Source organism: Rhodococcus sp. 2G (genome assembly GCF_001886355.1).
Lineage (GTDB): Bacteria > Actinomycetota > Actinomycetes > Mycobacteriales > Mycobacteriaceae > Rhodococcus > Rhodococcus pyridinivorans.
This window is the reverse complement of the sequence record NZ_CP018063.1, coordinates 4,087,089-4,099,768: the sequence shown is the minus strand read 5'-3', so window position 1 is coordinate 4,099,768 and position 12,680 is coordinate 4,087,089. Positions and strand designations below refer to the sequence as shown.

The 12,680-nt window shown below is 66.3% G+C and carries 13 protein-coding genes; all 13 read left to right on the top strand.

Annotation, left to right across the window (positions count from 1 at the left end; translation table 11 throughout):
* Position 1 precedes the first annotated feature (1 nt).
* Entirely contained in the window at positions 2–442 is a 441-nt protein-coding gene (locus BO226_RS19270; RefSeq protein ID WP_071935927.1) for a hypothetical protein, read from the top strand.
* 28 nt (positions 443–470) lie between these two features.
* Positions 471–1,409, top strand: coding sequence for a phage major capsid protein (locus BO226_RS19265; protein ID WP_071935926.1), 939 nt, complete (start codon positions 471–473; stop codon positions 1,407–1,409).
* Positions 1,406–1,828, top strand: coding sequence for a hypothetical protein (locus tag BO226_RS19260; RefSeq protein ID WP_071935925.1), 423 nt, complete (start codon positions 1,406–1,408; stop codon positions 1,826–1,828). The genes BO226_RS19265 and BO226_RS19260 overlap by 4 nt, the downstream gene beginning before the upstream one ends.
* Positions 1,829–1,842: 14 nt before the next feature.
* The gene (locus BO226_RS19255) at positions 1,843–2,196 is read left to right on the top strand and encodes a hypothetical protein (protein WP_156895280.1); all 354 of its coding nucleotides are present in this window, start codon (positions 1,843–1,845) and stop codon (positions 2,194–2,196) included.
* Between the two features lies 1 nt (position 2,197).
* Positions 2,198–2,521: a hypothetical protein gene (locus BO226_RS19250; protein WP_071935924.1), complete on the top strand. Its 324-nt coding sequence runs from the start codon at positions 2,198–2,200 to the stop codon at positions 2,519–2,521.
* Positions 2,514–2,834, top strand: coding sequence for a hypothetical protein (locus BO226_RS19245; RefSeq protein WP_156895278.1), 321 nt, complete (start codon positions 2,514–2,516; stop codon positions 2,832–2,834). The genes BO226_RS19250 and BO226_RS19245 overlap by 8 nt, the downstream gene beginning before the upstream one ends.
* Positions 2,834–3,241, top strand: coding sequence for a hypothetical protein (locus tag BO226_RS19240; protein WP_071935923.1), 408 nt, complete (start codon positions 2,834–2,836; stop codon positions 3,239–3,241). Before BO226_RS19245 ends, BO226_RS19240 begins: the two co-directional genes overlap by 1 nt.
* 76 nt (positions 3,242–3,317) lie before the next feature.
* Entirely contained in the window at positions 3,318–4,250 is a 933-nt protein-coding gene (locus BO226_RS19235; protein ID WP_071935922.1) for an Ig domain-containing protein, read from the top strand.
* Between the two features lie 131 nt (positions 4,251–4,381).
* Entirely contained in the window at positions 4,382–4,690 is a 309-nt protein-coding gene (locus BO226_RS19230; protein WP_071935921.1) for a hypothetical protein, read from the top strand.
* Complete coding sequence (locus tag BO226_RS19225) at positions 4,687–5,058, top strand: hypothetical protein (RefSeq protein ID WP_071935920.1); 372 nt, start codon at positions 4,687–4,689, stop codon at positions 5,056–5,058. Before BO226_RS19230 ends, BO226_RS19225 begins: the two co-directional genes overlap by 4 nt.
* Before the next feature lie 75 nt (positions 5,059–5,133).
* Positions 5,134–5,895, top strand: coding sequence for a hypothetical protein (locus BO226_RS19220; RefSeq protein ID WP_232237999.1), 762 nt, complete (start codon positions 5,134–5,136; stop codon positions 5,893–5,895).
* Complete coding sequence (locus tag BO226_RS19215) at positions 5,888–11,854, top strand: hypothetical protein (RefSeq protein WP_071935918.1); 5,967 nt, start codon at positions 5,888–5,890, stop codon at positions 11,852–11,854. Before BO226_RS19220 ends, BO226_RS19215 begins: the two co-directional genes overlap by 8 nt.
* Positions 11,851–12,678 carry a hypothetical protein gene (locus tag BO226_RS19210; protein WP_232237998.1) on the top strand — a complete coding sequence of 276 codons (828 nt, stop codon included), beginning with the start codon at positions 11,851–11,853 and terminating at the stop codon, positions 12,676–12,678. The genes BO226_RS19215 and BO226_RS19210 overlap by 4 nt, the downstream gene beginning before the upstream one ends.
* Positions 12,679–12,680 lie beyond the last annotated feature (2 nt).

Here is a 12,680-nt window from a genome sequence, read left to right as displayed (position 1 = left end):
CATGGCTGCAGTCACACAGGTCACCCAGGGTGGCCCCAAGAGTTTCATCCCGGCCGAGGTCATCCTCGGTGGCCAGCTCGTCGAGGCCCGCACCGGCGGCCGCGTCGGCGTCGCCACGGCCGACAGCGTGAAGGTGCTCGGCGTCGCACTCACCGACGGGCAGAGCCCGGAGACGGCGCAGGGCGGAACCACCGTCGACGCGATCGGACGCCCGATCATCAACGCGATGCCAATCCCCACCGTCGTCTCCGTCGCCTACGCAGGCACCGAAACGAAGGTGACCTACTCGGCCGCGGCCACGTTCGGCGACAAGCTGGTCTCGACTGGTTCCGGCAAGGTCGGTCCGGCCCCGGTCGATGCCACTGCCGCCGAGATCGTCGGCATCTGCACCCAGCCCCAGGGCGTGGCCGCCAACGCGGTCGGCCTCATCCGGATCGCCTGATCCCTCACTTCCCCAGGAGACAATCACCATGGCACCCAGGACCATTGTGAGCGGGTCGGACGGCGCGGCACTGGCCGTGGCCGACTTTCTCGCGAACCCGACGCTGATCCCGACCAAGCTCAAGAAGCTGCTTGAGAATCAGTTCATCGCCGAGGCGCTGCTGCGCAACGCTGGCGCCAACACCTCGGGCGTGTTCGCCTACCGCGAAGGCGATCCGGCCTTCCTCGCCGACGATATCGAGGAGCTGGCCGAGTTCGGCGAGATCACCGTCTCGAACGCGGCCCGCGGAATCCCGAAGGTCGTCTTCTCGACCAAGCGAGGCAAGGGCATTCGCGTCACCCTCGACATGATTCGGAAGAATCAGATCGACGACGTGAACAAGCAGATCACCGCGCTGAAGAACACCTTCATCCGGGCCAACGACCGTGCCGCGAAGGCGATCTTCAACTCCGTCCCTTCGTTCCCCGTCTCTACCGCGTGGGATGTGGCGAACTCGCGGCCGCGCCGCGACATCGCCGACGCGATCTTCGAGATCTCCCAGGCGGCCCCGACCGCCGAGCAGGGCGGCAGCGAGGACGAGGGATACGAGTTCGCTGCCGACACGATCGTTCTCAACCCCGCGTTGCTGCCGATCCTGATGGACAACGACGATCTGCTGAAGGTCTATCGCGGCAACATCGCCGACCAGAACATCGCCTATATCGGTGCGCTGCCGGAGACCATCCACAACCTTCGTGTCATCGTGTCGAAGGCGTGGCCGGCCGACCGGGCCCTGATCCTCGAGCGCGGCACGATCGGGTTCTACGGCGACGCTCGTCCGCTGACGTTCACCGAGCTCTACCCCGAGGGCAACGGCCCCAACGGTGGCCCGCGTGAGACCTGGCGCTCGGATGCCACGCAGGAACGTGGACTCGCCCTCGACCAGCCGCAGGCCGGTCTGTGGCTGACAGGACTGGTGACGCCGTGACCGACTACATCCTGACCGCACTGCGGTTCAACCAGGTACTCGAGCGCAACGATCAGGGCCGGCCGACGAAGGAGATCAGGCACCGTCGCGGTGCGCTGATCACCGATCTCGACGAGCTGGAAGCGCAGCGGCTTCTGCGTGCCGGCGCGATCCGGCCCGCCGACGAGGTCGCCGCCGAGGAAGCCGCAGCAGAACGAATTGCCGCCGCGGTGGTCGACCAGGTCCCGCCGCAGGGTGCCGAACCCCCGGCGGCTACGACCGGTGGTGCGTCGGCTGAGAGGCCGCGCCGTCCTCGGGCGACTGCGACCGACGAGAAGTGGGTGGCGTACGCGGAAGCGATCGGCATCGACGCCGAGGATCTCGAGGGTAAGAACAAGGACGAGATCATCGCCCTCGTCGACGCTGCCGAAGAGAAGTGAGCTGAGGCAGCACTGTGGCTGACTTCGTCGACGTCACTGGTCTGATGAGGGGCTGGCGGCAGCTGTCGGCAACGGAGACGATCTGGGCCGAACAGCTCATCGCCTCTGCCTCGAAGTGGATCCGCAAGCACAAGCCCACCATCGATGACGACGACCCGGACGCCCGGTTCGTCGTCATCGAGGTGGTGCGGGCCGCGCTGACGGCTGCCAAGCACGCCGGTCACGTCTCCTACACGAAGACGGTGGGAGGGGTGACCCGGTCGGGGACCCTCGTCAACCCGGGCCGGTCGTTGGTGTTCACGCCGTACCACTACCAGTTGCTCAGCATCTCGCAGTCGGCGACACCGTCCTGGACGTTCGGAGACTGACATGGACGATCTCGGTAACCAGACCGTGCGGGTGATCGAACGCGTACCCGCCAAGCGAGGGGTGATGATCGAGCAAGCCGGGCCCGAGTATCCCGGCTGCTCAGTCCAACCTGTCGGGTCCATCGAGGGCCTACCGCTCGAGCGGTACGACCGGTGGGTGCTGTACGCGCCCCCGGGCTTTCCTGAGTCCACCGAGAACGTCCTCGCGGTCGACGGCATCGGGCCACGGCTGCACGTCGATGGCGACCTGCAGACCTGGTACGACGACGACGGTGTCGCCGAGTACGTCACCGGCTATCTCGAAAGGTGGAGGGACAGTGCCTGATCCGAAACCCGGCACCTACCGATTCTCGTCGAAGGACGCGAAAGCGATCATGGCGTCGGCTGGCGTGCAGAGCGCGACCCGCCGCATGGCGCAGAACGGTCTCGCGGCGTTCCGCGCAGAAGCTCGCCGACACGCGAAAACCGGCCAGCTCGCAACTCGGGTGCGGATCGAACGAGCGCGAGGATGGGATGGGCGTCCCGGATACCGCATCGTTTCGTCACGTGTCGCCAACCAGCACGTCCTGTTCGGCACGAAGCGCTCGAAACCAGTGCGCGCAACGCAGGCTGCGATGCGCGCCATGCGGAGGAAATGATGGCAGTCGAACTCGACGAGACACTGTTCCCGGACATCCACGAGGTACTGATGGCGTACCTCGCTCCGATCGCCGAGACAGATACCGAGCCGCCCCACGAGGACGGCATCGGTATCCAGATCAACCGGGTCGGTGGCGCAAGCGACGGGATCAGCGACTATCCGCGGGTGCAGATCACCTGCCATCACCCCGATCCGCGCGGGGCGTCACTGCTCGCACGGAAGGTCGCGAACCGGATGGAGAACATCGCCGGGGAAGCGATCGAGGTCGAGGACGAGCCGAGACCGATCTGCATCGACTCGTGTCGGGTCGACACTCCACCGGAAGCCGAGCCATACGAGAACCCCGACGCTCGCCGTGAGGTTGCGTTCTACGCGCTGAGCTTGCAGAAGCCCTGGCGGCGCTGACACCTCACACGCTCACCATTCACTCCTGGCCCACGACATCACCGTCGTGGGCCTTTCTCATGCCCCAGGAGGCATCATGGCCACATCTGTTGGCGAACTCGAGGTCGCGCGGCACCAGCGTGAGCTCATTCTCAAGCCGAACCGCATGCACATCTTCGGGATGGGCATGGACGTCGACCCCATCGAGTACATCACCGAGGGGTCGAACTCTCAGCTCTCCGAATTGCCCGATGGTGCATGGGACTTCGGACTCCTGCTCAAGGACGATGCGGTCACGCTGACCCGCGAGCTCGAAAAGTCCGACATCATGGCGGTCGGTTACAACAACCCGATCCGATCGGACTTCACCTCGGACATCGCGGGCCTGCAGTTCACCGGACTCGAGGCGAACCGGTACAACATCGAGAACAACCTCGGCATGGACCTGTCGAACATGGTCGCCAATCCGGAGACCGGTGAGATCGCGTTCGATCAGTCGGCCATCGCAGAGATCCGTCAGCAGCGGTACCTCTGCATCGCCCAGTTCAACTCCGGCGTGGACCGCATCTATCTGGGGCGCCTGTTCTACGCGGGTGAGGTCGCCGAGATCAGCGAGCAGACCCTCTCCGACGGTGAGGGCTCGCTGACCTGGCCGACCACCGTCAACGCGATGGTCGACACCGAACACGGCGTGTCCGTGCGCCACTACTTCGGTGGCGAAGGCTGGAACCGTGTCCTCGAGGACGCCGGATTCAAGCGCGGCGGACTGTCGATCAGCACCGCGTCGCTGCCCGCCGCCACCGTCGGCACGCCGTACACGCAGACCCTCGCGGCCTCGGGTGGCACCGGCACCAAGACGTGGACGGTCTCGACCGGCACTCTGCCGGCGGGGCTGACCCTCAACTCCGGCACCGGTGTCATCTCCGGTACCCCGACCACGGCGGGCACGTCCGCCTTCACCGTTCAGGTCGTCGACAGTGCGACGTCCGGCAGCGCGCTCAAGCCGCTGTCGATCACCGTCAGCGCCTGACCGCCGGCCCGGCCCCTCGTGCGTGCCGGGCCTCACCAACGCGTCGGGCAGGGGAGGGGATTGGCGGTCGACTTCCCCTGCCCGGCGCATTCCAGACCGCCACACCGACCGTCGCAGAAAGAGGTTCTGTCATGGGACAGATGAAGACCATCCGCAAGGCCGACTGGGTAGCGCGCCCCCTGCTCGCTCCGGACGGCCGCAGCTACACCCCCGGATCGTTCCGGGAAGAACGCGAACTGCTCTCCTCCGGCTACGGATTTGCACCCGTCGACCAGCCCGCGGACACCGCGGCGCCGGACGCTGCCGCGGTACCGGCACCCGAGCTCGAGGCTCCGGTCGCCGACGCGCCGGTGCCCGACGACGAGACGCCCGCACCCGCGCCCACCCCCCAGACCACCAGCAAGGCCAAGGCCGCACGGAGCAACGGAGAGAGCAAGTGAGCAAGGACACCCTCGACAACGTGACCCAGATCGACGAGCAGGACGTTCGGCGGTACGGCGGCGAAAAGCGAGAGTCGAAGAAGCCGTTCAAGTTCCAGATCGGTGAGTCCCCGACCTTCTACGTGCAGGAACCGGACGCCGACACGGTCATGGACATCGAGGAGGCACAGACCTCCCGGCGCGTCCTGAAACTGTTCCTTGGCGACCAGTTCGACGACGTGGCCGACTTCCTCGGCCCCGAGCACCCGGACACCCTGATCGATCTCGCGCGAGACCTGTCCAAGCACTTCGGTCTGTTCGACGCGGAGCAGGCGGTCAACCGCGCCGATCGGCGCAGCCGCGACCGTCGACGCAGCGGTCGCCGCTGATAGATGCGCGACGCCAACGGGTCGACGGCCTCCTTCTTTCGGGTACTCCTGAGTGAGGCTGTCGGCCCGTTCGTCGTGTCTCTGGACGAAGACGACGAGGACGGCCCCGAGCTCATCATCGAGGCACCCGACTCGCAGGACGTCGCCGACCTCGACACCACCGTCTCCGTCCACGACCAGCTCGATCTCCTCGTCGGCGAGGACCTGGCCGATGTCATCACCGAGCACTACGCCCGCCGGCCGTTCTCCGAACTCGCCGACCTCGTCGACGACATCCGCGAACACTTCGGGATCCTCGTCCCACCGGATACCGGATGGCCGTACCTGGTCGACGAGATCGACCGCTACGGCGCAGCGATCGAGAAGGACCTGTTCGCCATGCCGGGCGACGAACGTCTCTACGACTGGGTTCGCGACCACCTGAACAACCCGTGGAACCGGTTGATCCGGCTCCTGCCGGCACTGCCCGAAGGTGGCTGGTACTACGCGGCGCTCGGCAACGACGACGAGCGTGCCCAGAAGATCCTCGAGATGGAGCAACGCGGCGAGCTGCCTCCTCCGTCCAAACGACCGTCGCTGGTGGGCTGGACACACGAACGGGCGCAACTCACCAACATGGTCGATTCGCTACGGCGCATCGAGCACGCCACGTGGGGTGCGTCCCCGAAGTTCAAGGGCAAGGGCGGCAAGCCGCCGCAGCCGTCCCCGCGTCCGCAGACTGCGCGCGATCGCGTCGAAGAGTTCCAGGCCCTCGTCGAGCACGACGACATCGCCTCGCAGCTCCTCGGCAGCCGCTACACGCGGCGCTACACCCCACCGGAGGTAAAAGATGGCTGACCTGCAGGGTGGGCAGACCTACATCAACGTCTTGCCCTCGATGTCCGGCTACTTCAAGCGGGTCCGCTCGGAGATCAAGGGACACCCGGTCAACCACAAGATCGACGTCGAGGTCGATCAGCGCAGGCTCGCCAAGGCGAAGGCGGACCTCGACAGCGCCACCAAGTCCGCCGCCGAGGCTCGCCGCAAGGAAGCCGCGGCGACGAAGGAAACCGCCGACGCCGAACGGCAACTGCAGTCGCTGCGCACCAAGGGTGTCACCGACGCCAAGCGGCTCGCGGACGCCGAAGCGAAGGTCGTCAAGGCCAAGCGGGACAGCCATGCCGCCGCAGCCGCACTCAACGCGGCCGAGTCCAAGCGCACGACCGCCGCGAACCGTGTCGTGCACATCGAGGCCCGGATCGACGACAAGCGCGCCGACGCCGACAGTGCCTCGTTCCTGCAGCGTCTGACCGGCCGGTTCGGTGCCGGCGGACGCGCGGCCGGTGCACAGTTCGCCAGCGGTGTCACCGCGGGCATGAACTCGCGTGCTCGAGGTAACGAAGAAGGCCGCAGCTTCGCGGCCGGATTCGTCTCCGCCATCGGCAACGGCATGCGCATGGCGGTTTCGGGATTCTCGTTGCTGAGCAATGCGGCGAACTCGGTCATCCGAAATGTCGGGACCGCCGCCACGGTGCTCAGCTTGGCCGCGCGTACTGTCCGGCACTTCAGCATCGGTCTGCTGGCCAGCACAACGTTGCTCAAGATGATGACCGGTGTCGGCGTGGCCAAGCTCGCCGGTGCGCTGCGGCTCGCCGCCGCTGCCGCCGGCATCCTGGCCCGCGACATCGGACGGGTCACCTCCGCTCTGCTGGTGATGGCCGCCGCGGCGAAGCTGGTCGGCATCCTCACCCGCATCGGCAAGGCCCTCGGCATGATCACCGTCGGCTCCGCCGCAGCGCTCGGTGCAGTCTCGGCACTCGGCTCGGTCGTCGGCTCCTTCATGGCCGGACCGATGGTGTCAGGGCTGACGTCGATCGCAGCGGCCATGGGTACCGTCGCCGCGGCTGCGGCCGGCATCCTCGGCCCCGCTATCGGCGTGGCGAAGCTGGCGTTCGCGGGACTGTCCGAAGGTGCGAAGGCGTGGACCGACTCGCAGAAGAACGTCGGCGCCACCGCATCGAAGAGCGCTGCGTCGCTCAAGGCCGTCGAGAACGCGAAGAAGTCGCAGGCTCGCACCGCCGAGCAGGGCAACCGGCAGATCATCTCCGCCGAGAAGCAGGTCGTCAAGGCTCAGGAGGCCGTCCAGGAAGCGCAGGACGAGGTCAACAAGGCACGGCAGGAAGCCAAGCGCGATGCCGAAGGCTACGCGCGGACCCTCGCCGGTCTGGCCCTCGACGAGGAAGGCGCCGCGCTGGCGCTGGCCGAAGCCAAGAAGACCCTGCGCGAGACCCGTGCGGATCCGGATGCGGACGGTCTCGACCGGTGGCGCGCCGAGCTCGGTGTCCGTGAGGCGAAGCAGGCCTACGAGGAGATCAAGGCCACGGCCAAGCAGGAACGTGCTGAGATCGCCGACGCGCAGGCCAAGGGCATCGAAGGCTCGGACCGGGTGGTCGAGGCCAAGGAACGCGAGGCCGACGCTCACGAGCAGCTCAAGGATGCTCAGGCGGATCTCACGCAGACGCAGAAGGATGTCGCCCAGGCCAACGCCGATGCGGCCGAGGCTGTTGCGGATGCCTACGAGAGCATGGCGGAGTCTGCGAACTCCTCGGCGTCCTCGATCGATCCGTTCGCCGCGAAGATCGGTCAGCGACTCGCGCCGCTGCTGCAGGCCTTCAAGAACCTTCGGGAGGAAATCACCGATCGATTCAGCCTGGCGATGGTCGACTCGTTCTCCGTGCTCGGGGGACTGCTCGACCGACTCTCGCCGAACCTCGGCATCCTGTCCACCACGCTCGGCAACATCGGAGCTCAGATCGCCACCTCGATCTCGAGTCCGGCGGCGGTGGCGGGCTGGGACCGGATGATCACGGGCTCGAACACCTTCTTCGCCAGCCTCGCCCAGGGCGAGAACGGAATCGGCTCGGTGTTCTCCGGACTGATCAGCGTCCTCGGCACCGCAGCGCAAACGTTCGCGCACACCGGTCAGTCCCTCAACGACTGGCTGCTCGGGATCGGGGACAAACTGCGGAACATCACCGCAGAGGATCTGCGGTCCTCGCTCGAGGGCGTTCGGCAGACGTTCGAGAACATCGGCAACGTTGTCGGACCACTGTTCTCGCTCATCCGCGGATTCGGCGCCGAATCGGCAGCAGGGCTGGCACCGGGATTCGCGGCCATGGGTCAGGCCATCGAGGACTCGATCCCCGGACTGATGGACATGGCGCGGGTGCTGATGCCGGCCCTCGGCGAAGCCCTGGCCAACCTGGCGCCGGTGCTGCCCGCACTCGTTGCCGCGTTCACCCCGTGGGCGGAGACCCTCGCGGTACTGGCACCGCACCTGGCGACCCTCATCGCCAATCTGGCGCCGATGGCACCGATCCTGCTCGCCGTCGTCACCATGGTGAAAGTCGCCGCCGTGACGATGACGCTGTGGAACGCGGCGATGTTCGCCTCGTCCGTGGCGCAGGGTGTATTCATCGCAGCGACCGGACGGTCGACTGCGAGCATCCGCCGCAACACGATCGCTCTGGCCGCGTACCGTGCGGCACTGATCGCCGGTGCGATCGCACAGGGTGCGCTCAACGCCGTGATGAGCGCGAACCCGATCACGCTCATCCTGATCGCGATCGCAGCCCTTGTGGCCGGCCTCGTGTGGTTCTTTACCCAGACCGAAGTCGGGAAGCGGATCTGGGAGTCGGTGTGGAACGGAATCAAGTCGGCGCTCGCGTCGGCGTGGGAGTTCATCAAGGGCGCACTCGACGCCATCGGTTCGGCATTCACGTGGCTGTGGGAGGAGGGGATCCGCCCGGCGTTCACGAAGATCGGTGAGATCTTCACCTGGCTGTACGAGACCATCGTGCAGCCGGTGTTCACCGCCATCAAGATCGCGCTCGCCATCGTGGCGGCCGCGTTCATCCTGATGGGCCAGATCGTGATGGGCGTCTGGAACACCCTCGTCACCTTCCTCAAGGCCTACTGGGAAAACGTCGGCTCGAAGATCTTCGACGCCATCAAGGTCGCCCTCCAGGCGGTCGGCTCGTTCTTCGGCTGGGTGTGGAGCTCGCTAATCAAACCGGCCTGGGAGGCAGTCGGCACCGGTATCTCGGCCGTCTACAACGGCGTGATCCTGCCGGTGTGGAACGCACTCAAGGCCGCGCTCGAGGCCGTCGGTTCGTTCTTCGGCTGGGTCTGGAACTCCGTCATCAAACCGGCCTGGGACGGACTCGGCGCCGGGATCCGGGCGGTGTGGGAGAACGTCATCCGCCCCGCCTGGGACGGACTGAAGACCGCACTCGCCGCCATCGGTGACTTCTTCACCTCCGTGTGGACGACCGTCATCAAGCCCATCTGGGACGCCCTCGGCGCCGGGATCAAGGCCGTGATCGACAACGTCGTCACCCCCGCATGGGAGGCGATGAAGACCGCCCTCGGTAAGGTGCGGGACTTCTTCAGCGAGGTCGTCGGGGGCATTCGGGACAAGTGGGACAGCCTCAAGGCCATCCTCGCGAAGCCGATCAACTTCCTGATCAATACGGTCTGGAACGAAGGTATCGCGAAGGCGTGGAACAAGGTCCGCGAGTTCATTCCCGGACTTCCGGAAGCACTGCCACTCAACGGTATTCCCGAGCACGCCACCGGTGGTCAGATCCGTGGCCCCGGCAGCGGCACGTCCGACGATGTGCTGATGTGGGGTTCGAACGGCGAGCACATGGTCACCGCCATGGAGGTCATCAAGGCCGGCGGCCACAACGTGCTGTACGCGATTCGCGACATGATCGCGCGCGGTGTCCCGTTCTCGTGGGACAACGGGCGGCTCGTGTCCGAGGTGGGTCGTGACAACCTCAGCCGCTACGGCGCCCAGGTGGCAGTGAAGGGACTGGGCAACGTCAACCCACAGGGCATGTTCGACCGGTTCCTGCCCGGCTACAAGGACGGCGGCGAGATCCGCCCGATGTGGCAGACGCAGCTCGAGAACGGCCACCGCGCAGCGATGAAGCGCGACGGCAACCCCTACACCTGGGGGTTCGAGGACTGCTCGGGCTACATGTCGATGATCGCCGACGCCATCATCAATGGCGGCGACGGGATTCGGCGCTGGGCAACCGGATCGTTCCCCGGTGGACAGCCGTGGAAGCCGGGTCTCGGTCAGGGCTTCTCGGTCGGCGTCTGGGATGATCCGGGCGGTCCGGGTGGTGGTCACACCGCCGGCACCCTCACTGGAGTCGGCGGATATTCGACAGTCAACGTCGAATCCAGTGGCTCGAACGGGGTCATGTACGGAGGCACCGCCATCGGTGCGGATTCCCCGTACTTCGCGGGCAAGCACCCCGGCCTGTTCCATCTCGCGATCGGGGCGGACGGCGCATTCGAATCCGGCGGTGTCGGCGGTGGACCGGCTCCGGAGCAGAAGCAGTCGTTCGTGCAGCGGAAGATCACCGATGTCCTCGACTTCTTCCTCAACCCGATCAAGTCGGGGATCGGCGCGGCGATTGGAACACCTCCGCCTGAATGGCTTGCCATTCCGCCGAAGTATCTCGATACGGGGCGGGACAAGGTGGCGGGCTTCCTCGCGGACAAGGTCAACGGTCTCGGGGATCTGCTCGGTTCGGTCTGGGACAAGGCCAAGGGCATCGGTGGCCTGTTCCGTGACAAGGGCGGTTGGATCCCGAATGGGCTCTCGATCGTCCGCAACGAAACCGGGCGACCGGAGGCGGTGCTGAACTGGGATCAGATCAAGCTCATCAAGGATCTGCTCCTCGGCGGCGACATCGCCGGGGCACTGTCCGCAATGGGCATGCTCAACAACGCACCGGCGGCCGAGTCCACTCCTGCAGCCGACTACAGCCAGTACGGCTACGAGCAGGAGAAGGACAAGGTCGAGGTCGGGCCGGCGGCTGCCGCGAAGTACGCGGCAGAGATCGACTGGCTGGGCGTCGGCGCACAGATCGGCACCTCGCTGCTCGCAGAGTGGGGTAACGATCTGCTCGGCATGGCGGGGTTCTCGAGCCAGTTCGAGGGTCTGAACCTGGTCGACGACCGGGGACGCTCGGACGAAGCGCAGGCGCGCAACGAAGCCACGTACGACGACTACAAGACCGACACGGAAACCGACACGGAAACCGACACCCCGGCCGCCACCGAATCCACGGTGCCGGCGACCACCTCCACACCCCCGGAGGCGGACACGGGAACCGGTCCGGAATCGGTCGTCGACGCGGTGAAGCGGGCCTTCGCACCGTCCGGCTGGAACCAGGGCGAACAGTGGGCCGCGGCCGACTGGATCATCGGGAAGGAATCGAGCTGGAATCCGCTTGCGCGCAACCCATCCAGTGGTGCGTTCGGGCTGTTCCAGTTCCTCGGGTCGACGAAGGATGCCTACCTTCCGGACGAGAATCCGGATGCGTACATCCAGGGTCTGGCCGGCGCGAAGTACATCCGCGACCGGTACGGCGATCCGCTCCGGGCGAAGTCGTTCTGGGAGAAGAACGGCTACTACGACCAGGGCGGTATCGCATCCGGCCGCGGCTTCATGCTCAAGGACGTCATCCGTCCCGAGCGTGTGCTCTCGCCCCGGCAGACCGAAGCGTTCGAGGCACTCATCCCGATGCTCGACCGAGTCCAGTCGGCAGCCTCGGCGCCGCGTGAGGCGATGTCGGCGGCCGATCGGTCGGCGCTCGAGCTGGCCCCGGTCGGTGGCGGAGACAACTTGAGCTTCGTCGGCGAACTGTCACCAGCGATGAGGAGGGAGGTCGAGATCATGATGAATCAGCGTGAACGCGGCCCTGGACGTAGCTCCGAGTCCAGGAGGCGTTGGTGATCGACTCGATCAGCATGGTCGGGTGGGACGGGTCGCGGCACAACTACGGCGGCCCGTCCCGCACGGCGCAGGACTCCTGGATCCAGGGCGGACTCGATGGTCTCTGGGTTCCTGCGCCCCGCACCCCGACGCGCACTTCTCGGGCGTACCAGCACGGCTCGACACCGCGAGTGACGAAGATCGAGGAACGTCTCCTCGACTTCCAACTCCGGATCGAGGGCCGCACCCGTCACGACTTCGAACGCGAGTTCGCGGCGCAGATGGCGGTGTGGTCGTTCGACCACGACAACGAGGTCACCACACGGACCTCGCACGGACTTCGGAAGATCCGACTTCGGCTCGACCGTGACCCGAAGATCGTCGGCCGGATGTCGATGCAGACCAGGCGTATCGACGTCGAAATGGTCGCGGTCGCGTGCTGGCCGTACCTCACGTCGGGAACGAAGGTCATCAAGTGGGAAGCCGGGACCGGTTCCCATGTCGGGACCTTCCAGGTATCGAACCCGACCGACGTGCCGTTGTGGCTCAAGTTCGAAGGCACACCGGCCGAGAAATGGATTCTGCCGGACGGGCTGTCCGGTCGTATGGTGCCGCTCCGCCCGCAGACCACAGGCTGGCGGGTGCAGACCCGTCAGGACTTCCAAACCATCCGGGCAGCCGGAGCTGGGTTCGAGGTGTGGAAGGCGATGCGGGGTGTGAACTTCCTGCACGAGATCCCACCGCGCACCCCGCCGGTCGATCTCCCTGTCGAGGTCCAAGGCGCCACGGTGCCGGCCGAACTTCGCATCCACATGCCGCGCTACCACGAGATGCCCTGGGGGTGATG

Coding starts and splice junctions, on each gene's coding strand:
- BO226_RS19240 (WP_071935923.1), top strand. CDS start 2,834: ATGGCAGTCGAACTCGACGAGACACTGTTCCCGGACATCCACGAGGTA.
- BO226_RS19250 (WP_071935924.1), top strand. CDS start 2,198: ATGGACGATCTCGGTAACCAGACCGTGCGGGTGATCGAACGCGTACCC.
- BO226_RS19230 (WP_071935921.1), top strand. CDS start 4,382: ATGGGACAGATGAAGACCATCCGCAAGGCCGACTGGGTAGCGCGCCCC.
- BO226_RS19215 (WP_071935918.1), top strand. CDS start 5,888: ATGGCTGACCTGCAGGGTGGGCAGACCTACATCAACGTCTTGCCCTCG.
- BO226_RS19235 (WP_071935922.1), top strand. CDS start 3,318: ATGGCCACATCTGTTGGCGAACTCGAGGTCGCGCGGCACCAGCGTGAG.
- BO226_RS19265 (WP_071935926.1), top strand. CDS start 471: ATGGCACCCAGGACCATTGTGAGCGGGTCGGACGGCGCGGCACTGGCC.
- BO226_RS19270 (WP_071935927.1), top strand. CDS start 2: ATGGCTGCAGTCACACAGGTCACCCAGGGTGGCCCCAAGAGTTTCATC.